The sequence below is a fragment of the Botryobacter ruber genome (genome assembly GCF_003347595.2).
In the GTDB taxonomy this organism is placed as follows: domain Bacteria; phylum Bacteroidota; class Bacteroidia; order Cytophagales; family Hymenobacteraceae; genus Pontibacter; species Pontibacter ruber_A.
Window position 1 is genome coordinate 95,856 of record NZ_QCZK02000051.1, and the last position, 22,252, is coordinate 118,107.

A 22,252-nucleotide genomic window follows, 5' to 3' on the forward strand; every position below is an offset into this window, starting at 1 on the left:
TTCAGTTAATTTATACTTTAATTATTTATAGGTTGTTACATGAACCTACTCTAATTTACAAAATGATAACATTAATTTCAATATAAATTTTTAAATATTTCACCATTAACTTTATCATTTTGTTAAAATTATAACAAACATGTGTTAATATTAAAAACTGCAGGCGTCTGTTTATTGCAGCGGCCTATTTTCAAGTTAAACAGAAATAATCTTATAAAATCTCTTTAAATATCAAACACCTGCTACTCCTGAACCGTTCCATGCTTCCAGGTAAAGCGCCAGCACCACCGGTTGCTCCATGAACCTAACATCTTGCTCCCACAGCTTGCGGAAAGGCATATAAACAGCAAAGCACCGCTCCTGTCAGGGGGCGGTGCTTTGCTGCAGGCTTGGCACAAGCCGGTCTTCTAAGCCTTTGCTTCTTTCTTGGGTGCCTCTGCTGTAGCTTTTTTGGTTTTGTGCGGACGGCTGTTGCCGTAGCTGCCTTTTGCGATTTTACCTTTTTTGGTTTTTTTATCTCCTTTTCCCATAATGATTTGTGGTTATATGTTAGCTATAAAAATCATCATACGGACAGATGCCTCCTGCGGGTACAGTTGCTGCGCTGCCACAGGACTAATATATAAAACCTATGTTAAGTTTAAAAGTTAGAAAGTTAGAAAGTTTGGGAGTTAGAGAGTTTGGGAGGTAGAGAGTTTGGGAGTTAGAGAGTTTAGGAGTTCAGGAGGTAGAAAGTTTGGGAGGTAGAGAGGTGTTTTTTTTGTAGTGGTTGAACATTTTCAACCCGTTCCTGTAGAGACGAGATGCTCGCGTCCCCTGCACTAACTATAAAAAACCTATCATGAAAATTCTAAAATTCTGTAAATCCTGATTCAGACAAAAATCCTGATAATTTCTCAATCTGCTTAATCCTGATTCAGACAAACAAATAATCACAAAAATCAATTTAATCACACGAATCAGCGGTTCAGACAAAGGAGCAGAGGCAATGGAGGCAGGAGCAGAAATACTTTCTACCTCCTAAACTCTCTAACTCCCAAACTCTCTAACTTTCCAACTCCCAAACTCCCAATCTTATTAATTCGTACCTTTGCACATAAATTTAACCTAATGAAAGCATTGTGCCGGCCTGTCTGACAGCCCCGATACTTTGCTCCGTCTGTATGGCAACTACTACTGAAACTATTCCTGAAAATAACCTGGACACGCTCGACCCACGCCAGCACATCATTATCAAAGGCGCGCGCGTGCACAACCTCAAGAACCTGAGCGTGGCGCTGCCCCGCAATAAGTTTATTGTGATCACCGGCCTCTCCGGTTCCGGCAAATCGTCGCTGGCCTTCGATACGCTGTATGCCGAGGGGCAGCGGATGTACGTGGAGAGCCTTAGCTCCTACGCCCGCCAGTTCCTGGGCCGTATGGATAAGCCTGATGTCGATTATATTAAAGGTATCAGCCCGGCCATTGCGATTGAGCAGAAGGTGAGTGTAAAAAGCAACCGCTCCACCGTTGGCACCAGCACCGAAATTTACGATTACCTGAAACTGCTCTACGCCCGCATCGGCAAAACTTATTCACCTGTTTCGGGCAACGTGGTGCAGAAGGATACGGTAGCCGACGTGGTCGATTATATTTTCAGCCTCGAAGACGAAGCCCGCATCATGATACTCGCGCCCCTGCAGCGCCAGCCGGACAGAACCCTGGAAAAGGAGCTGGACCTGCTGCTGCAGAAAGGCTACTCCCGTATTTATGCCGATGGCCAGGTGTACTTTATCGAAGAACTGCTGAACCAGGAACAGGAGTTGAAAGGCATTATTTATATACTCGTAGACCGGGCCGTGATCTACAAAAACGACGAAGACCTGCAGTTCCGCATTGCCGACTCCGTACAAACTGCTTTTTTCGAGGGCCATGGCGAGTGCCGGGTGCTGGCAGGCGAGGAGGAGCGGGTGTTCTCCGACCGGTTTGAGCTGGACGGGATGGTGTTTGAGGAGCCGACAGTTAACTTTTTCAGTTTTAACAACCCCTACGGCGCCTGCCAGACCTGCGAAGGCTTCGGCAGTGTGCTCGGCATCGACCCGGACCTGGTTATCCCGGACAAAAGCCTGACGGTGTACGAAGGCGCCATTGCTCCCTGGCGCACCGATAAAATGAACGATTGGCTGCAGCCCCTGCTCAAAAACGGCATCCGCTTCGATTTTCCGATTCACCGCCCGTACAACGAGCTGTCGGCGGCGGAACAGGAACTGCTCTGGACCGGGAACAAGTACTTCGAAGGGCTTGACAGTTTCTTTAAGCACATACAGTCGCAGTCGCACAAAATACAGTACCGCGTGCTGCTCTCGCGCTACCGTGGCCGCACCACCTGCCCCGACTGCAAAGGCTCGCGCCTGCGCAAAGATGCCAGCTACGTAAAAATAAACAACACCAGCATCACCGACCTGGTGCTGATGCCGGTAACGGAGGTGCTGAAATTCTTCAAGGAGCTGCAGCTAAACGAGTACGAGCAGAAAGTGGCGGAACGCCTGGCTCTTGAGGTGACCAACCGCCTGGGCTACCTCAGCCGTGTTGGTCTGGGCTACCTTACCCTTAACCGCCTCTCCAACACCCTGTCGGGCGGCGAAAGCCAGCGCATTAACCTGGCTACCTCGCTGGGCAGCGCCCTGGTAGGTTCCATGTACATCCTCGACGAGCCCAGCATCGGGCTGCACCCCCGCGACTCGGAGCAGCTCATTGGCGTGCTGCGCTCGCTGCAGCAGATTGGCAACACCGTGATTGTGGTGGAGCACGAGGAAGAGATGATGAAAGCCGCCGACCAGATCATCGACATCGGTCCTGAGGCGGGTTCAGGTGGTGGAAACCTGATGTTCCAGGGCACGATTGAAGAGCTGATGCAGCAGGCTGATACCTACACCGGCAAATACCTGTCCGGCAAACTGGAACTGCCCGTGCCACCACAGCGTCGGCAGTGGCGCAACGCCGTAGAGATCGTGGGCGCCCGCGAGAACAACCTGAAAAACCTGACCGTTAAATTTCCGCTGAACGTGATGACGGTGGTAACCGGCGTGAGTGGCTCCGGCAAATCTACCCTCATCAAAAAGATACTGTACCCGGCCCTGCAGAAGCTGCATGGCGGACACGCTGAGGCAACCGGTAAATTTGACAAGCTGCAGGGCGACTATGGTAAAGTAGGGCACGTGGAGTTTGTAGACCAGAACCCGATCGGCAAATCGTCGCGCTCCAACCCGGTAACCTACGTAAAAGCCTACGACGCCATCCGCGCCCTGTATGCCGACCAGCCTCTGGCCAAGTCGCGTGGGTTTAAGCCGTCGCACTTTTCATTCAACATAGAGGGCGGGCGTTGCGAGGTGTGCCAGGGCGAGGGGCAGGTGAAAATAGAGATGCAGTTTATGGCCGACATCTACCTGACCTGCGAGAGCTGTAACGGCAAACGCTTTAAGCAGGACGTGCTCGACGTGAAGTACAAAGACCTGAGCATTTCCGATGTACTGGACCTGACCATTGCCGATAGCCTTGCCTTTTTTGCAGAGCAGCCTAAGATTGTAGAGAAGCTGAAGCCGCTCGACGATGTGGGGCTGGGCTATATCCACCTGGGGCAGTCGAGCAACACCTTATCGGGCGGGGAGGCGCAGCGCGTGAAGCTGGCATCGTTCCTGACCAAAGGCGCAACACCGCATAACGAGAACATCCTGTTCATTTTCGATGAACCCAGCACCGGTCTGCACTTCCACGACATCAACAAGCTGCTCTCGGCCATGAATGCGCTTATCGACAACGGCAACACGGTTCTTATCATCGAGCACAACATGGACATCATCAAATCTGCCGACTGGATCATAGACCTTGGTCCGGAAGGAGGTATAAACGGTGGTCACCTGCTGTTTGAGGGAACGCCCGAACAAATGGCGCAACTGGAAAATAACCAGACAGCCCGTTTCCTGAAAGAGAAGCTGTAAGAGCATGTTAAATGCTGTCCTTTGCGCTGCAAAAACAGAAAAACATGCTCTAAGCGTAACAATAGCAGCAAAAGCAGTTTTTACACGTAGAAGTTCCGGCAACAAACACCTAAAAAAGGCAAATAAACACTTAAATACACCCCTTGTTAATTGACAATCAGGTTCATCGCCCGTAACTTTCTTAAAACAATATATATGAAACAGCATTCCACTGCTCTAAAAGATGATATGGTGTTTTTGGCTCAAGCAGCAGCTCTGTTTTCTATTATTGCCTTAAGCTCCTACTTTCATCTAATCTAAGATGCTGCAAGGCAGTATTTTAGCAAGGCTTTCCGGTAAGAAGTCAGGCATACAGGCTTAGTACTTCTTATTGGAAAGCTTTTTTACTTTTTCCTTAGCTCCTGTTAGTGTACCACCTGCCGTTCGTATGACCAGGTGGTTTTGTTTAGCTCCTGCTCCGCCCAAAGCTGGAGTTTTACAACCTGCAGCCACTCCTTCTCTATAATTACACAGGACAAAATTTCTCCTTATTATTCTCAAAACAGTACCTTTGCATAAGCCTTGGTATTTAACCCGTAGCTAACACTCCTCCTTCTGCACCCACACAGAAGCAGACTTTAAAAGTTCAGATGGCCGAAAACGCACAACACGCCGACATGATGCATGGCTCGATATTCGTACTCCTGAAAAGGTTTGTCGAGGCCAGTTATAATTATAGCACCTGGGCCAGGCTGTTGGAAAATACGAGTATCACTCGTCAGAACTACAACCTGAACGAAATGTATCCTACTGCGGAGCTAAGAGAACTGTTAGGTGCCGCAGTACGCATGACGGGAGCATCGGCGCATGTGCTGCTGGAGCAATTCGGAAGGTTCCTGGTGCCCGACCTGCTGCTGATCTATAAAAAGTACATCAACCCGGATTGGAAAACGTTTGATATGCTGCTAAACACCGAAACAGTAATGCATGCGGCTGTCAGAACAGAAGACCAGCGAACCAATCCTCCCATACTGTTTGTCTCGAAAGTGAACAACAACCTGCTGATGATAGACTATCATTCCAGAAGGAAAATGGCAGCCCTGGCAGTGGGCATTGTAAAAGGAATAGCCGACTACTACCACGAAAGCGATCGGGTAAGGGTTATTCCTGCTACAGACCTGAATTCCGAAAGAGTGCAGTTACGGATTGAGTTCGATTAACAACGCCCTACTGCTTCTTCAGACACCCACCGGCAGCCCAAACTCAGGAGCAGTGGGAGTGGTGACTGTGGCTGCAGAAAAAAATCCTGCGTTTTAACTAAAAAATAACTGCAGCCACAGTCACCACTCCCACTGCAGCACATATACCGGAGTCTGAAACCGAACAGGTAGCTTTACCAACACCGGCACCGGTGCTGCCGCTTTACCAAAGCCCCTGCCTGGCACAGTCTGCGGCGTCCAGCACCAGGTGTATAACCAGGCCCAACCCAATCAGGCGTGTTTGCGGCAGCAACGCGAGCGCCACATAAACACCGGCAAGCCAGTAGCTGTGCAAAAAATGAAAGCCGACACTACAGCGGTCAGGGTCAAGTACCGGCACAGCCCAAAGATGGTCGATGTCAATGAGTATCCCGGCCAGCATCAGCAGCGAGGCGCGTTTAAAAGTATCACGGTAAAACATCCAGGCTACTGCCACAGGCAAAGCCACATGCAGGAACATATGTACGATAAAGGCTGCCGACATTATTTTGTTCAGTCTTACATTTATAAAAAGCAGAACCACCAGGCCTGTTACTTCGGTTTAACCACTTTTGTTTTATTTTCTGGACGCAGGAAAGCAGGAACTTGTTCCGGAGAGCGCAGAAATATATTAGTATATGTTTATATTTGAACTTTAACTTTGTTAAGAATTAAACAGTTAACGCTGAAAGAATTTTGACAGAACAGATGGGACTGAAAGTAGGTATAGCTAACCAGGTGCATCCATTCGCATCGCCCATTTTACGCCACTACAACATGAAGCAACTTGAGAACGATTTATTCCGTGCCAGGATATATAAAAACGATGCACGTTTATATGTAGAATGGCTGCGAAGCGTTTCTCCGGAGGAGTTCAGGGAAGGAGTGGAACAACTTGTGAAACTTATGCTGGAAGAAGAAATTGAGCTTTGGATAGTTGATTCTTCCAGGTTACATGGGATTACGCTCTCAGACCAGCACTGGATACTGCACCACATACTCCCTCTCCTGCAGAATGCTAAATTACGGAAACTGGCAAGAGTTAGCTCCGGCGACATATTCCAGTACATGTCGTTTGAGGAGATGACCGAAAAAGTATTAAGAAAATATGAAATGAACGTAGAGGTGGCACAGTTCACCTCGCTGGCCATGGCCGAAGCCTGGATCAGTATTAAAGATTAGTGCTGCAACTGTTGCTGCAAAGCAAGATAACCTGTAACAGGAGCAGCCCGTGGCGCCCGCTTTGCATAAGAATGTATATATTTTATTTTTTAAGAATAGTAACAAAATCGTGATTGCGGGGTACTACTCTGTACGACCAGCAGCCGTTTGTTGCTAGTCTGGTGCATATTTCGTATTTTTTGCAATTGTAATGCAAAAAGCATATAATTTTTACAGAAAAAGCGTTTTATAGCTGTCTTACCGCGACAACAACATAACCACCTGTCTTATGCGTGAGCTTTCCTGTTAGCATAAAAAAGGCCTGACCTGGAATTCAGCCTGTCCGGGTAAGGCTAAAGGTGTTTTTATGCAGCCTGGAGCAAGTTGGTTTGTTGAGTCCTGACGGGAGACTGCAGCTTCATAATTCACCTTTAAATTTTGCCTGATGCGCATAATTTTACCTAAGCACCTTTATCTGCTGGTAACACTGCTGCTGCTGTTCCTGAACAAGGAACTGCTGGCACAAACGTGTACCGTTTCGATCTCGGCCCCCAACGGTGTTTCTGTCTGCGAAGGAACCACCACCACCCTGCAGGCCGCCCCAGCCTTTACAGCTACTTCCTACCAATGGTACCGAGATGATGTTGCTATTCCCACTGCTACAGCCGCTTCCTATCCGGCCAGTGAATCGGGCAGGTATTACGTAATTGCCTCCGGTACCGGATGTTCCGATATCACATCAAATGCATTAACTGTTACAGTCAGGCCTACGCCTACACAGCCCAGCGTAAATGTTAACCCCAGCGGCGCCATCTGCTCCGGAACGCCGGTCACTTTTACTGTTATCAACGCGGAAGATGTTTTTTATACCTGGAACTTTGGCGATGGCAGTACCGTAACCGGCCGCGATGCCACTGTAACGCATACCTACAATGCTACGGGCGTAGGCTCACAGGATTTTACCGTTTCGGTTTTTGCCACCAGCGCCAACGGTTGCCCTTCGGTTACAAGAACTACAACGGTTACCGTAAACAAGATTCCGGAAATAAGTTTTACCGAAACGGAAAACGATTTTGCCACCTGTTTACCCGATTCTGTTGAGGACGATGAAATTTCGGTAGTCGCCAAAATAGCAAATACCACTGCACCTGAATTCCAGCCCTCGATCAGAACCTATTTTGTTGATTTCAGCGATGGACGAGGTGAGTTGCCTTACCAGCCAGGCCAGTTTCCTATCAGCAACGATGCCGCTCCCTACGATACCGTTGGCAGCTATCCTATCCGGATCCGGGCTGTGACAAACGATGGCTGTGAGATTACGCAGGAGTATACCTATGCTGTAAGTAAAAAGCCAATAGCCAACTTTTCGGCAAACGATAAAAAAAGAGAGAACGAATCGCAGCAACCGCCCTGCGTACCTGTTATTGTAACGCCTTCCGACAGTTCATCGGGCGGTGGCCTGACGTATAAGTGGTCGGTAGAGCCGGAGCAAGGGTGGGAGCTGCAGTCGGGTTCGCTGGATGCGGATGATCCTGTGTTCCTCTTCACCGTTTCCGGGGTTTACAACATCAAACTGATTGTAGAGAACACCTGCGGCAGCGACACTACCGAACAAAGCGTTGTGGTTGGCTGGCCGCAGTTGCAACTGCCACAGGGCGGCGTATTTTGCGGGCCTACCACCATCGACTACAGCAGTAGCGGCCCCACCGGCGGCGGCGGTCCCAATGCCATGTTTGTCGACAAGAACCTGGGGGAGAACCTGACAGGCAGCATCACCATTACAGGTCCTAAAGGCACCACCTTCCAGTTTAATTCTGATGTTTTCCAGTTCAGTTTTAATTTCGATACACCCGGCAGGTACCTGGTTACAGCAGTCGCCCGCAACGAGTGCGGCAGCTCCAACGATATTTACATGGGCCAGCCACCTCCACCGGTCGAAGTAATCATTCTACAGCAACCAAACGCGCCTACTATTCAGCAGCCGGGGGTAATCTGCGCAGGCGAAACTGCAACTCTTACGCCGACCGGCCCCGGACCTGTTTATGCCTGGTTCGAGAATAACGATCCTGCTGCAGTTCCTATCTTTGTAGGTCCATCGTTTACAACGCCACCACTACCCGGCGGAAACAAAAGCTACTTTGTGGCTGCAGTAGACACGGCACAGGGTGTAGTATGTGTTGGCCCGGCTACCGAAGTGGTGGTACGGGTAAACCCACGGGTCGAAAACAACACCATCGAAGGCGACGCAACACGCAATGTATGTAAAGGAGGCACGGTGGCCGAACTGACCGGTAGCGCCCCCACTGGCGGCGACACCAGCACGCCTTACATCTTTACCTGGATTCAAAGCACCACCGGACCAGGAAGTGGCTTTACGGCTGCACAGGGGGTAAACAATAACCAGAACTATACGCCGCCGGCACAGATAAACGTTACCACCTGGTTCAGGCGCATTGTCCGCTCGGGCAATTGCTTGCCAGATACCAGTGCAGCCGTACAGATTATAGCAGTTGACCCTGTTCCGCTGAGTGCCAATACCGTAACACCAACGCTGCAGGAAATCTGCGCAGGCGATACACCGGCACAACTGATCGGCTCCAGCCCGACGGGTGGAGCAGGCGCGCCTTATACCTACCTGTGGGAGATAAGCACCGTTGGCCCTAACTCCGGCTTTGTTCCGGCGCCTACACCCAATACCGGCGAAAATTATACCGTACCGGGCAGCCTGGCAGGAGAAAACTGGTTCAGGCGGGTTGTCAGCTCCGGAGGCTGTTCTACACCTTCGGCACCTGTTAAAATATCGGTATTCCCTGCCTTGGCCAACAATACCATTACGCCGGCACAACAGGATATTTGTACCGGCACAGCACCTCCGGTTCCGCTTGCGGGCTCTGCTCCAACCGGCGGCAATGGCACGTACAAGTACCAGTGGCTGAGCAGCAGCACCGGAAATCCAGGCAGCTTTACACCAGCGCAAGGCACCAACAACGAACAAAGCTATACACCCGGAAACATCACCCAGACCACCTATTTCCAGCGGGTTGTTACTTCCGGCGATTGTACGCCAAGCACCAGCGAAACGGCTGTCATTAATATACGGCCAGGCATTACCAACAACAGCATTTCGGCCAGCCAGACGATCTGTGCGGGTGAGGTACCGACTGAACTGACCGGTCCTACGCCGTCTGGGGGCAGCGGCTCCTTTACCTATCGCTGGGAAAGCAGCATCAGCGGTCCAACAGCCGGTTTCTCGCCGGCAGCTGGTACAAACTCAGGCCAGGACTATACACCACCCGCCCTCACACGCGAAACCTGGTTCAGGCGGGTAGCCTTGTCGCAGGGTTGCGAGAATGCATCGGTGGCCGTACGTATCGGTATTAACCCGGTGCCTGCAGCTCCTACGCTTACTGTCCGCGATGCCAGGGCTTGTACAGGCGGATCGGCTACGCTCACAGTAGCCAACCCGAATGGCGGTAACACCTACGAGTGGTTCGATGTGGCCACAGGTGGCGCCCCGATTTTTGTAGGACCGTCCTTCACCACGCCGCCGCTTACGCAGAATACGACCTTCTATGTGCAGGCGGTAAACGCCAGTAACTGCCCCAGCACCACCCGCACTTCCGCCAGCGTAACCGTTGTTACACCAGTGGCTGATGCCGGCAACGACGTAACCATCATCCAGGGCAGAACCACCGAGTTGCGCGCTACGGGGGGCGTAACCTACCAGTGGGCGCCTGCCACCGGGCTGAGCAACCCGAATGTTGCGAACCCGGTTGCCAGTCCGGATGTGACCACCACCTACACCGTTACAGTAACCACCGCCGAAGGTTGTGAGGCCACCGACGAGGTGACAGTAACAGTGATTCCGGCCATCATCGTGCCCAATGCGTTCTCGCCAAATGGCGACGGCGTGAACGAAGTATGGGAGATCGACAACATTCAAAATTACCCGGATGCACAAGTAGAAGTATTTAACCGCTGGGGAAATAAGATCTTTATCTCCTCTACCGGCTACACCACGCCCTGGGACGGACGGCATAACGGCAAGGAACTGCCGGTAGCTACCTACTACTACATCATTTACCTCAACAGCTCCGAGAGACCAATCTCGGGCCATGTTACTATTATCAGATAAGGATTATGAGGAAGTTGCTGCTTTTTTTAGTTGTGATAATGGCTGTTGCAGTTGAGGCTGTAGCGCAACAGCGTCCGCAGTACAGCCAGTACATGATCAATAACTTCCTGCTGAACCCTGCGGTTACCGGTATCGAAGATTATGCCGACATCAGGGTGAGCAACCGCAGGCAGTGGATGGGGCTGGACGGCGCTCCGGTTACCTACTATATATCGGGCCACACCTCCCTGAACAAGGGTACGCACAGCACGAAGTACAAGAAAGCACTGGCACACCACGGAGCAGGCTTCCTGATTCACACCGACAAAACGGGGCCGCTCCGCCGTACAGGTGTAACCGGGTCCTATGCCTATCATTTGCCGGTAACCCGGTCTATCAATGTATCGGCGGGCGTCTCCACGGGCATTATCAGCAATTCGCTTAATTCGAGCGAGCTTGATTTTAAAAATGACAGCGACCCCCTGCTGGGAAGCGGCAATCTTAACCACAGCATGCTGGACCTGGGCCTTGGGTTTTGGATTTACTCCAACGATTTTTCCATCGGTATTTCAGGATCGCAGTTGCTGGCCGATGCTGCAGGGTTCAGCAGGCTGGAAGGCGGGCAACCGGAGCTTGGTTTACAACGGCATTATTTTGTTTCCGGCAGATACCGCTTCAGCCCTACCTCTACGCTTGATGTAATTCCGTCGGTGATGGTGAAGCTGGCCAGCCCCAGCCCGGTGGCAGTAGACGCCAGTGTTCGTGTACTCTACGACGAACGCTTCTGGGTAGGAACAACTTACCGCCACAAAGATGCACTGGTCGGCATGGTAGGCGTGTACGTGAATCCGCTGCTCGACATTTCCTATTCTTACGATGCCACCATCTCCAATATCAACCGCGTCAGCACCGGTACCCACGAAATCGTGCTCGGCTTTAAAATAATGAACGAGCGCCGGATTATTTGTCCGCAGTGGGTGTGGTAACAGGTGTAGTCGATAAATAGAAACGCATAAGCTGCTTTATGTAAATGTTTTATGTAATTTTGCACGCTTAAATTCGTGGCTGCTGCCCTGTAGCAGCTACACAATTTTTTTAGAACGTGCAGGTAAGGAATTTGCGGGAGAAGGTAGTGCAGTATGCCTTTTTCTTTTCGGGGTTGTTGTGTATTGCGTTTGGCAATGCCATTGCAGTAAAGGTTAAATTCCTGGGGCTGAACCCCTGGGAGGCACTGAATGTGGGGCTGTACCAGCAACTGGGGCTGAGCATTGGCTCCTGGAGCATTCTGACCGGTTTGCTGCTGATGGGAGTGGCCTGGTTTGTGAACCGCAAGTACATCAACATCGGCACCCTCCTGAACACACTGCTCATCGGCTCCTTCATCGACTTCTTCCTCTGGACCGGCCTGCTACCCGAGGCTACGCATACCTACCTGGACTTTGCCTACCTGGCCGTTGCCATTGTGCTGGCAGGCATGGGCGGTGGTTTGTATGTTTCCGGCGGAATAGGTGCAGGCCCCAAAGACGGCTTTATGCTGACGGTGGCTGAAATGACCAAACTCTCCGTAAGCCGTGCCCGCATCGCGGTGGAGTGCGTGGTGCTCGTCATCAGTTACCTGATAGGCGGTCCGGTATTCATCGTTACGTTTTTCTACACTTTTATCCAGAGCCCCATTTTCCAGGTAAGCCTTAAGTTCTTCAGCAGGGCACGCGTCGGGTTGAGCAGGAGATGGCAAGCACGTAATGCTCCTGCCTAGTACCTGCTGCTTGTGCACGGAAGGCCTTGAACTCTAAAAGGGTTAAAACTGAACCGGCACTTCCTCTTTTTCGCCGGTGGTAAGGTCTACCTTGAACAATTGATGGCTGTTGGTGCTGGTTACCCAAAGCTGCCCGTGCAGAAAGAGTGCATCGCTGGGCTCCTGGAAACCACTGGCCAGCGTACGCACCCGGTTCCGGTCCAGGTCCAGCACTTTTATTTTCCCGTTATAGGTATCGGCTATGTAGATGTTACTGTCTATGGCTTCCACACCGGTACAATGCTGCAGCAGGGCGTCGTCTGCGTTGCCGTCCTTATCCCCAAACTCAAACAAGCCCTGGCCTACCCGGGTCACCACCATGCCCGCTTTCAGGTCGATGGTACGGATGGCGCTGGCTTCGGCATCCGCTACTACTAACAGGTTACCACGCCTGGCCAGTCCGCTGGGCTGGTTAAAGCCGGCCTCCCGCAACGAACCATCGGCCAGGGCTTCCCGCCCGCTTCCGGCATACCGCTGCAGCTTCTCCGTTTTCAGATCCATGCACAAAACCTGGTGGTTCCCGGCACTGGCAACAAACATGTCGTCGTTTACCACCAGCAGGTCCCAGGGGCTGTTCGGGTTGACGGGTGCTCCTATATGGTCGTGGAAAAAGTAGTAACTCAGTTCGCCGGTGCCTGCGGCTGTGCTTACCTGCTTTTGTTCCAGGTCTACCCGCCGAATGGCGTTGTTCCGGGCATCGGCTACGTACAGGAAGTGCTTGTAAAGCGCCAGCCCGTGCGGTTCGTTAAAAGAGGCTTCCTGGTAATTGCCGTTGGCAAAGCCTGCATTGCCGCTGCCGATTACCTCCAGCACCTGCCCCTGCTGGTTCAGCTTCAGGATGCGGTTATGCCCGCTGTCGGACAGGTAAATATTTCCGGCTGCATCGCTTATGAGCTTGGATGGGAACGACAGCGATTTTTGCTCCTGCTGCTCGCTTTGAAATACCAGTGGCTCGTGGTTCAGTTTTTCCGAAAATTCATCCTTCATCTGCTGAATGTAAGGCCGCACGGTTTCGTACACCCATTCTCCGGCATGCTGCCCCACTACTTTGCCATTGGGGTCGATGAGCACCAGCGTGGGCCACGCCCGCACACCATACTGGTTCCAGACATGAAAGTCGGCATCGTTTACCACCGGGTGTTCTATTCCTAATTTCAGAATAGCCTGCCGGATGGCGTCATTTTTTTTCTCGGCATCAAACTTGGCCGAATGCACCCCGATCACCACCAGCACATCGGCAAACTCCTCCTCCAGCCTTTTCAGGTCCGGTACAATGTGCTGGCAGTTGATGCAGCCAAACGTCCAGAAATCGAGCAGCACAATTTTGCCTCTGAAATCTTTAACAGACCAACTGCGGTCGGTATTCAACCAGCCGTAGTGGGTGTTTATCTCGGGAGCATTTACACGTCCGGTCAGCATAGTAGCGTCAGTTTATTCTTTTTTTCGGCACCAAATCTAATTTATTGTCCTGTTACCGCAATGCCCCCGGAAAGGTTTTGCACCTGCCTCACCTGCTGCAGCTGTTGCTGCTACGCTGTGTCTTTTTAACAGGCTTAGTGCTGCCTCCACTCTTCCACCGTGTATTTTCTCCAATCCTGAAAAGCAGCTAGTTCCAGGGCTACAGGAGTAAGCAGCGCTGCCGGTGAAGTAAAACCAGAAGATTCCCGAAATTTCATTGTAAATTTGCAAAAACAGCTGCATTGCTATGGCAGAAAACTATTATTCCGACTTTGGCACCATCCTGCTTTTCCTGATTGGCGGCGCCATCTTTGTGCTGGTGGGCCTGCTGACGGCGAAGCTGATTCGCCCGAACCGTCCGAACCCGGAGAAGCTTTCCACCTATGAATCAGGGGAAGAGCCTATCGGCAACTCCTGGATACAGTTTAACCCGCGCTTTTATGTAGTGGCCCTCATCTTCGTTATTTTTGACGTGGAGCTGGCCTTCCTGTTTCCGTGGGCCGTGGTGTTTGGCCGTACCGACTTGATAGTAGCCACCGATGGTGTGTGGGGCTGGTTTTCGCTGATCGAAATGTTCCTCTTCCTGGGGGTGCTCGCCCTGGGCCTGGCCTACGCCTGGGCCAAAGGCCACCTCGACTGGATTAAACCTGCTCCCGTGTTACCAAAAAGCCGCTCCACCATTCCGGCTGATATGTACAGGAAGTTCAATGAGAAGCAGGAGACCAGAAGTAATAAAGAGAGTAGTACAGCTTCGGTAATTGAGCGTTAATCAGGTAAAGAAAATTGTCTGCACCTGCCACCATTCCCTTAGCTGCTCAAAAGCTAAACTCTGCTTCAAGTTTTCAACTTGGAGCTTGTTATCCTGAAAGCTTTCAGCTTTCGTGGCTAAACTTGCCGACATTCATGTGCTCGCAAGTTGAAAACCTGCTTTAAAGAAAGCTCCAAGCTAAAAACTTGAAGCAGTAAATTTTACTTGAAATACACTTGATAATTTTACCCGATGATGGACGCAAAGACCGGAGAAGGCGGTGTAGTAATAACAAAACTGGATGACCTGCTGAACTGGGCACGCCTGACGGCGCTGTGGCCGATGGGTTTTGGCCTGGCCTGCTGCGCCATCGAAATGATGGGCGCCTACAGCTCTGCCTACGATATTGACCGTTTTGGTGTAATCCCGAGGGCTTCTCCGCGCCAGTCGGATGTGATGATTGTGGCCGGCACAGTTACCTTTAAAATGGCCGACCGTATCCGGCGACTGTATGAGCAGATGGCAGAGCCGCGTTATGTAATTTCGATGGGCTCCTGCTCTAACTGCGGCGGCCCCTACTGGGAACACGGCTATCATGTGGTAAAAGGCGTTGACCGTATTATCCCGGTAGATGTGTATGTACCTGGCTGCCCGCCACGCCCCGAGGCCCTGATTGGCGGCTTCCTGAAACTGCAGGAGATTGTCCGGCAGGAAACGATCCGGGCGCCGCGTGCTGTGGAGAAGCTGATGGCAAAGCGGCAGGAAGCGGCAAACGCCTAAACTGTTGTTGCCAAAATTTTGCCTATCCGGAATACTGAATTAAAAACCTATAAAAGAGCCTGAAGCGTGACGTTTGAAGAGATAAAAGATTTGCTGGTGCAGCAGTTCGGAGAAGAGGTTATTGTTTCTGATAACAAAGACCCGCAGCAGCCTTACCTGGTATTGCAGCCCGAGCGCCTGCCGGAGGTGTGCCTCCTGCTACACGACCACGAGCAAACCTATTTCGATTTCCTCTCCTGCCTCACCGGCATCGACAACGGACCGGCTGCCGGCACCATGGAAGTGGTCTATAACCTCTACTCCATTCCGTACGACCACCACCTCACGCTTAAGGTAATTGTGCCGCGTAACCAGGAGGAAGAGGCATTGCCGCAGGTGCCAACCGTCAGCCACATCTGGCGCACCGCCGACTGGCACGAACGCGAAGCATTCGACCTGGTGGGCATCGGTTTTACTGGCCACCCCGACATGCGCCGCATCCTCTGCGCCGCCGACTGGGAAGGCCACCCGCTCCGCAAGGACTACAAGCTGCAGGACTACTACCACGGCATCAAAGTACCCTTCGACAACCACAACGCATTCAACGGCTTTAAAGGCGAACCGCAGCAGCTAACCAGCACACCAACTCCTTTCTCCGACAAGCGGGAAAAGCCTGAAAGTTAGGAAGTTTGGGAGTTTAGGAGTTAGAGAGTTAGAGAGTTTAGGAGGTAGAAAGGTAATAAGGTCGGATTTGTAGGGGTTGAAGATTTTCAACCCTATCACAAACCACAGACAAACCCAATCCTGTTATTCCTTAAATCTTCTTAATCCTGTTCAGACAGAATAATTCTGTAAATCCTGCTTCAGACAAACATAAAATCACAAAAATCAATTTAATCAATGTAAATCAACGGTTCAGACAACCAGCAGAGGCAATGGTGGCAGGAGCAGAAGACAAAAACTGCTGATTTTTCCTACTGCACATTCTTAAAGAACGTCGGGGAGTTGCCGTAGAGCGGTGTTTTTCCGTCCCACTTCTCGATGAACTGCTGCTGAATGAGGAGGGGCGTGAGCGTGCGCTGCCGCAGTTCGTTGGCCCGTGCTTCGGCTTCGGCCTCTACAATTTTTTTACGGGCCTGCGCTTCGGCTACTTTCAACTCGTTCTCCACCTGCATGGCCTGCTGCACCGCCCGGTTTTTCAGGTTGACTGCCCGCACAATCTCCTCGGGGTAAACAAGGCCGCTGGTCATTTGCTCCAGCTTAAAGCCATCGGTCTGCAGCGCCTTATCCAGGGTGGACTGCACCTCCGTCTCGAACTGCTGCCGCTTTGAAATAATTTCCTCGGTGCTATACTGGTTCAGCTGGATACGGAAAGCATCTTTCACATAGTTCAGCAGGGTGGTCTGTGCTATCTCGTCTATGGGCTTGCGGTACTTCTTAAAGATGTGCGGCGATTTGCCCGGCACCACATAAAACGAGATGGTGGGGTCGACGGTAAAAACAGAGCCGTCTTTGGCGTTCACGGTAAACGGCTCGTAATCGCGGGTCTGGATGAAGTTCGGAAACTGGTACACTTCTTCGGTGAGCGGGTTAAACCACACGCGCCCCGTTACCAGCGACACGTCCTGCACCCCTTTACCGGTGCCGTAAAGTTTAACCAGGATTCCTTCGTGACCGGCATCGATGCGGGTACAGGATTGCATGGCTCCTACTGAAAATACCAGTAGTATGACAATTGCCATTATCAGGGTAAAAAGCTGACGCGTCATTTTTGTTATGAATCAAATTTGGAAATAGAATACCGGACAACAAAAAAATTAATAACAATCATTACCGCTAACAACAGCAGGCCAAACGCAACAGCCACATCCGAAGGTTGCCGTACCAGCCGGGCCACTTCCGAAAACGCCATAACATCCACGATCAGCAACAGCAAGATTAAGAACAGGTATCTTATATTCTTCATATAGGGGCAGCCAACAGGCTGATTTCCGGACATGGTGCAGCGCCAGTGGTAAGGGCTGCTGCCATCCCGGATTTGTAACAATAGAATAATCAAATATACATATTAACCGACATTCCTGCAAAACAGACCGTTGATGGTAGTGATGAAATGATGGGTGTGATTTTATTGTTGCTTTTTCCGTTCTTTGTATATTGTTTTTGATTTATAATACCTGTTTCAGTATTGAACGCGACGCTATATAAAAATTACCTGCTGCAGTCGGAGCCAAATAAATATGGGCTCGACGACCTGAAAGCCGGCGAAATGATTGTGAACATGGGGCCGCAGCACCCCTCTACGCACGGGGTGCTGCGCCTGGAAGTGGTAACGGACGGTGAAATTATAACGGATGTGGCGCCGCATATCGGCTACCTGCACCGCTGCTTCGAGAAACATGCCGAAAGCATGGCTTACAACCAGACCATCCCCTACGTGGATCGCATGGATTACCTGGCGGCCATGAATTCGGAGCATGTGTGGTGCATGGGCGTGGAAAAGCTGCTGGGTATTACCGACCAGATCCCGAAGCGGGTAGAGTACATCCGGGTGCTGGTGGCGGAGCTGAACCGGCTGGCCTCGCACTTTGTGGCTATCGGCACCTACGGCATCGACATTGGCGCCTTTACGCCTTTCCTGTGGCTGCTGCGCGACCGCGAGCACATACAACGCCTGCTGGAATGGGCGTCGGGGGCCCGCATGCTCTACAACTACATCTGGGTGGGCGGTTTGTACTACGACCTGCCCATCGGGTTCGAAGAGCGTTGCCGCGAGTTTATCAATTACCTGCTGCCCAAGCTCGACGAGCTCGACACGGTGCTGCTGCAGAACCAGATTTTTATAGACCGCACGGCCAATGTGGGGGTGCTACCGCTGGACGTAGCGATCAACTACGGCTGCTCCGGCCCGATGCTGCGTGGCTCCGGCCTGAAGTACGACCTGCGCCGCGTAGATGGCTACTCCGTTTACCCGGAACTGGACTTTGAGGTGCCTGTAGGCCAGGGTCTTGCCGGCACCACCGGCGACTGCTGGGACCGCAATTATGTGCGGGCGCTGGAGTGCCGCGAGTCGGTAAAAATTATCCGCCAGTGCCTCGACCGCCTGCAGGGCGACTACAAACGTACCCCCGACTTCGATCCGCAGGCGGCCTGCCCGAAAAAGCTGCGCATGACAGCCACCAAAGAGCTGTACTTCCGGGGCGAGACACCTCGTGGCGAACTGGGTTACTATTTCCGGACCACCGACCGCAGCGATGTGCCTTTCCGCTGCAAGGGCCGCTCTCCGTGCTTCTCCAACCTATCGGTGCTGCACGAGATTGCCAAAGGCTGTATGGTGGCCGACCTCATTGCCATTGTGGGTTCTATCGATATTGTACTGGGCGAACTGGACAGGTAATACTGCAGCTTACTGTGCAGCAGTTGCTCCCGCTGCAGCAACAGGAAACAGTAAATTGTGAAGAATGTGCAAACATTGGACTTTGGTCATACGTTTGGTTAAAGCAAAAGCATCTTTACTCACCTAACTTGTTATATACCGTGAGACTGAATAAATTTTTAACCATCCACCTGCTCTGGTTGAGTGCATTGTTGGCACCTGCCCAGGCTTTTGCTCAGGAGCAAATAAAACAAGATACAGCAGCCACAATAGTACCGGCAGAAATACCGGCAGACTCAGTGCTGCCCGGGCAGAAAAAACCTTTTACCAAATCGCAGCTGCTCGAAGGTAGTAACAGGCGTTATCTCAGACGAGCAGTAATTCCCTCAGCCGCGCTCATTGGCGTCGGCATTTTAACCATGCACGAAAGAGGCAGCTTTGCCGTGCGCGATGCCCGCAACAGAAGCTTTGCCGAATTCAGTACCGAGGCGGATGACTTTATGATGCTTGCGCCGCTGGTGGGGCTGTATGGTTTTAACATCATCTCTTCACAAAACCGTCACCACTTTACCCGTCAGACACTGCTGTTACTTAGTTCGGGGGCACTTACCGCCGGACTTGTGTTTCCGGTAAAAAAATGGACGGATATTGACCGGCCTAACGGGAAACCCTGGGCTTTCCCCTCCGGCCATACCGGCTATGCCTTCACCATTGCCACTTTCATGGATAAGGAATTCCGCCATAAAAGCCCGTGGGTGAGCGTAGCCAGTTATTCTATTGCAGGCGCTACGGGTGTGCTGCGGGTGCTAAACAACGCCCACTGGTTTGCCGATGTGGTGGCAGGTGCGGGCGTGGGCATCCTGTCGGTAAACACGGTGTACTGGGTGCATGCCAAACTGACGAAAGGCGGCGGGTTAAATACCACATTCGTACCTGTTGTTTTTCCGGAAGGTGGCAAAGGCATGGCGCTTACCATCCAGTTTTAAGAACTCCTATTCTTTTCTGACAGATCTGTTTCCCCTTTATCCCGGTGCCTCCTGCTGTGCAGGGAGCACCTGCACCTTCAGTACGATTATGTAAGATGCCACACCGGTTCCGTTTCTACTTCCTGCTCCTGTTCATATGCTGCGGAACATTTTCTGCTGCCGGGCAGGTACTCACCATCAGCGGCACCGTGAGCGATGCCCTCACCAGCGAAAAGCTTCCGTTTGTAAATGTAGTGGTAAACGATGGCGAAACGGGCACGACCACCGATCTGGACGGTCAGTACCAGCTCCGGCACAACCAGCCCATCCGGAGCGTCCGGTTCAGCTATGTGGGCTATGCCACACAGGTCATTTATCCCGACTCTGCCACTACTATCAACATCCAGCTGCAGCCTGTTGCCGCCAGGCTTTCCGAAGTAGTGGTGCGCAGAGGCGAAAACCCGGCCCACCGCATTATCCGACTGGCCACGCAGAACCGGCAGCGGCACCGCCCCGAGAATATCCCCTCCTACACCTACCGTACCTACAACAAATTTGTATTCACGGCTGTGGGCCGGGAGGAAATTGATATGAGTGACACGCTCTCCCTTACGCGCCAGGATTCTGCTTACCTGAAGATGCATAGCCTGCTGGCCAAACAGCACCTCTTCCTGATGGAAAGCGTTACCGATTATGCTTACCTCAAACCGGATAATTTCAAAGAAACCATCCTGGCGACGCGGGTGTCGGGGTTGCAGCAGCCCAGCTTTGGCATTGTAGCCGCCGAAGCGCGTGCATTTTCGGTGTACGAAGATTTGCCAGTGTTCTTCGGGAAACGCTACTTGAGTCCCCTCAGCCCCGGCAGTACCCGCCGGTACGACTTTCTGCTGGAAGAAACGTCGGTTATTGGCAACGACACCGTGTTCATCATCTCCTTTAAACCGGAAGCAGGACGAAATTTCGACGGGCTGAAAGGCGTGCTGTACATCAACAGCAACGGATGGGCGGTGCAGAATGTGCTGGCCGAGTCGGCAACGGATGCGGACAAGCGGGGGCTGAAGCTGCAGCAGCAGTTTGAGCTGGTAGACGGGAAGCAGTGGTTTCCGAAGGAGCTGGATGTGGAGCTAACGGTGCCGCAAATACGGCTTAAAGGTCACCAGCCTTACGGGCACCTCCGCACCTACATTACCAACGTGCAGCTTAACCCGCCCCTGCAGCGGCGCGACTTCGGCATTATCGCCCTTAAGCTGGCACCAGATGCACACCGGCAGCCACCGTCTTTCTGGCAGCAGTACCGCCCCGATACCCTGAATGCGCTGGAGCGGCGGACCTACCACCAACTCGACAGTGTGGGCAAAGAAGCAAAACTGGACCGCAACATCCGGATTGCCGAGTACCTGACGGCGCAGCAGATACCGGTAGGCAAACTCAGCCTGGACATTAACCGCTTTGTGCGGCTCAGCGATTTTGAAGGGCTGCGGCTGGGCATTGGCGCCCACACCAACAAACGCTTTTCGGAGCGCCTCCTCCTGGGCGGCTACTGGGGCTATGGCTTTGGCGACAAAAAAGCAAAATACGGGGCCGATGCGGGCTATGTACTCCACGCACCCTCAGAACTTACCCTGGGCGGCGAATATTTTAAGGATGTACTGGAACCTGGTGGCAGGCGCCTGCCCTTCCGTCCACGCCCCTCCCTTACGAATTTCCGGCCTGCAGTCCTTTTCCAGCTGGACTACGCCACCCACCAGAGCGTATCGCTGTCGGGAAGGTTGTTTCGTTACCTGCAATATAAAACCTCGCTGCGCCGGGAGCACCGGCTGACGACACTCGACCTCGTACCGAACCATCCGCAGGCATATAACACGACAGAAGCTGTGATTGGCATGCGTTACGCCTATGGCGAGCAGCTGATGCAGATGTTCAACCAGACCTTGCCCATTACAGCTTCGTATCCGGTGCTGTGGCTGCAGTACGCCCGTGGCATAGACGGGCTGCTGAACGGCGGGCACAGCTACCACCGGTACGATGTACGCCTGGAAGCGCCCTTTCAGCACCGCACCACCGGCGAAACCAGCCTTGCACTGGTAGCAGGACTTGTAAACGGCGATCTGCCGCTGCTGGGGTTATACAATGGCTATGGCAGCTACAGCAGGGACTACTACATTTATGCCAGCGAAGGATTTGAGACCATGCGCCCCTACGAGTTTTTCTCCGACCGTTATGCTGCGCTCTTTCTCAGGCAGAACCTGGCCAAGCGCCTGTTCCGCACAAACTTCTTTAAACCCAATGTCATTCTCATGACCAACATCGGTTACGGCAGCCTCGACCACGCCCGTTTAAATCTTTTCGAAGAGCAGGTGCAGGAAATGAACAAAGGTTTTTACGAATCCGGTTTGCTGCTGAACGACATCATCGGCTCCGCCTTTTCCGGCATTGGCGTTGGCTTTTTCTACCGCTACGGCTACTATGGCTTCGGCAGCTTCCACGAAAATCTGAAGATCAAAATAACCCTGTCCACGGCTTTTTAAGCAGCAGAGGCTGTGGTGGCAGCTGCAGAATAGTAAATAAACAGGCTGATAGTTCTGCTGCCCCTGCCACCACTGCCGCTGCTCCTGTTTATTGTAGAAGACGGTAAAAGTGAGCTGGTGTAAGTATACTTTCTTCCGTATATTTATTCATCAC

General features: G+C 52.1%; 17 protein-coding genes. 12 read left to right on the forward strand and 5 right to left on the reverse strand.

Annotated features, from left to right (window positions below; genetic code table 11):
- Positions 1-407: 407 nt before the first annotated feature.
- A complete protein-coding gene (locus DCW36_RS17030) occupies positions 408-530 on the reverse strand; it encodes a 30S ribosomal protein THX (protein ID WP_114782004.1) in 123 nt (40 codons plus the stop codon).
- 633 nt (positions 531-1,163) lie between these two features.
- On the opposite strand from DCW36_RS17030, the gene uvrA reads away from it, so the two are divergent.
- Positions 1,164-3,977, forward strand: coding sequence for an excinuclease ABC subunit UvrA (uvrA, locus tag DCW36_RS17035; protein ID WP_114782005.1), 2,814 nt, complete (start codon positions 1,164-1,166; stop codon positions 3,975-3,977).
- 629 nt (positions 3,978-4,606) lie between these two features.
- The gene (locus tag DCW36_RS17040; RefSeq protein WP_114782006.1) at positions 4,607-5,176 is read left to right on the forward strand and encodes a heme NO-binding domain-containing protein; all 570 of its coding nucleotides are present in this window, start codon (positions 4,607-4,609) and stop codon (positions 5,174-5,176) included.
- Between the two features lie 202 nt (positions 5,177-5,378).
- On the opposite strand, the gene DCW36_RS17045 is transcribed toward DCW36_RS17040, so the two are convergent.
- Positions 5,379-5,699 (reverse strand): DUF6122 family protein, encoded by a 321-nt coding sequence (locus tag DCW36_RS17045; RefSeq protein WP_114782038.1) that lies wholly within the window; start codon positions 5,697-5,699, stop codon positions 5,379-5,381.
- Between the two features lie 203 nt (positions 5,700-5,902).
- On the opposite strand from DCW36_RS17045, the gene DCW36_RS17050 reads away from it, so the two are divergent.
- The 4 genes from DCW36_RS17050 (at position 5,903) to DCW36_RS17065 (ending at position 12,225) form a co-directional block, all read left to right on the forward strand.
- A complete protein-coding gene (locus tag DCW36_RS17050; protein WP_114782007.1) occupies positions 5,903-6,376 on the forward strand; it encodes a hypothetical protein in 474 nt (157 codons plus the stop codon).
- A 424-nt stretch (positions 6,377-6,800) separates the two neighbouring features.
- The gene (locus tag DCW36_RS17055; RefSeq protein WP_114782008.1) at positions 6,801-10,490 is read left to right on the forward strand and encodes an Ig-like domain-containing protein; all 3,690 of its coding nucleotides are present in this window, start codon (positions 6,801-6,803) and stop codon (positions 10,488-10,490) included.
- Positions 10,491-10,495: 5 nt separating this feature from the next.
- Positions 10,496-11,455 (forward strand): PorP/SprF family type IX secretion system membrane protein, encoded by a 960-nt coding sequence (locus DCW36_RS17060; protein ID WP_114782009.1) that lies wholly within the window; start codon positions 10,496-10,498, stop codon positions 11,453-11,455.
- Between the two features lie 116 nt (positions 11,456-11,571).
- Positions 11,572-12,225 carry a YczE/YyaS/YitT family protein gene (locus tag DCW36_RS17065; protein ID WP_240676219.1) on the forward strand — a complete coding sequence of 218 codons (654 nt, stop codon included), beginning with the start codon at positions 11,572-11,574 and terminating at the stop codon, positions 12,223-12,225.
- Between the two features lie 42 nt (positions 12,226-12,267).
- On the opposite strand, the gene DCW36_RS17070 is transcribed toward DCW36_RS17065, so the two are convergent.
- Positions 12,268-13,683: a thioredoxin-like domain-containing protein gene (locus DCW36_RS17070; RefSeq protein ID WP_114782010.1), complete on the reverse strand. Its 1,416-nt coding sequence runs from the start codon at positions 13,681-13,683 to the stop codon at positions 12,268-12,270.
- A gap of 286 nt (positions 13,684-13,969) precedes the next feature.
- On the opposite strand from DCW36_RS17070, the gene DCW36_RS17075 reads away from it, so the two are divergent.
- The 3 genes from DCW36_RS17075 to DCW36_RS17085 all read left to right on the forward strand — a co-directional run bounded on the left by DCW36_RS17075 (position 13,970) and on the right by DCW36_RS17085 (position 15,913).
- Positions 13,970-14,491, forward strand: coding sequence for an NADH-quinone oxidoreductase subunit A (locus tag DCW36_RS17075; protein ID WP_114782011.1), 522 nt, complete (start codon positions 13,970-13,972; stop codon positions 14,489-14,491).
- 231 nt (positions 14,492-14,722) lie between these two features.
- A complete protein-coding gene (nuoB, locus tag DCW36_RS17080; protein WP_114782012.1) occupies positions 14,723-15,250 on the forward strand; it encodes an NADH-quinone oxidoreductase subunit NuoB in 528 nt (175 codons plus the stop codon).
- Positions 15,251-15,316: 66 nt separating this feature from the next.
- Positions 15,317-15,913, forward strand: a complete 597-nt coding sequence (locus tag DCW36_RS17085; protein WP_114782013.1) for an NADH-quinone oxidoreductase subunit C — start codon at positions 15,317-15,319, stop codon at positions 15,911-15,913.
- 290 nt (positions 15,914-16,203) lie between these two features.
- Here DCW36_RS17085 and DCW36_RS17090 read toward each other — a convergent pair whose 3' ends face one another.
- Both DCW36_RS17090 and DCW36_RS17095 read right to left on the reverse strand, forming a co-directional pair.
- A complete protein-coding gene (locus DCW36_RS17090; RefSeq protein ID WP_164891167.1) occupies positions 16,204-16,971 on the reverse strand; it encodes an SPFH domain-containing protein in 768 nt (255 codons plus the stop codon).
- A gap of 32 nt (positions 16,972-17,003) precedes the next feature.
- Complete coding sequence (locus DCW36_RS17095) at positions 17,004-17,195, reverse strand: hypothetical protein (protein WP_114782015.1); 192 nt, start codon at positions 17,193-17,195, stop codon at positions 17,004-17,006.
- A 222-nt stretch (positions 17,196-17,417) separates the two neighbouring features.
- Here DCW36_RS17095 and DCW36_RS17100 point away from each other — a divergent pair, with 222 nt between their 5' ends.
- From DCW36_RS17100 to DCW36_RS17110, 3 genes are all read left to right on the forward strand, one after another.
- Positions 17,418-18,626, forward strand: a complete 1,209-nt coding sequence (locus DCW36_RS17100; RefSeq protein WP_114782016.1) for an NADH-quinone oxidoreductase subunit D — start codon at positions 17,418-17,420, stop codon at positions 18,624-18,626.
- 140 nt (positions 18,627-18,766) lie between these two features.
- Positions 18,767-19,591 carry a phosphatase PAP2 family protein gene (locus tag DCW36_RS17105; RefSeq protein ID WP_240676220.1) on the forward strand — a complete coding sequence of 275 codons (825 nt, stop codon included), beginning with the start codon at positions 18,767-18,769 and terminating at the stop codon, positions 19,589-19,591.
- Between the two features lie 95 nt (positions 19,592-19,686).
- The gene (locus DCW36_RS17110) at positions 19,687-22,098 is read left to right on the forward strand and encodes a DUF5686 and carboxypeptidase-like regulatory domain-containing protein (RefSeq protein ID WP_114782018.1); all 2,412 of its coding nucleotides are present in this window, start codon (positions 19,687-19,689) and stop codon (positions 22,096-22,098) included.
- Positions 22,099-22,252 lie beyond the last annotated feature (154 nt).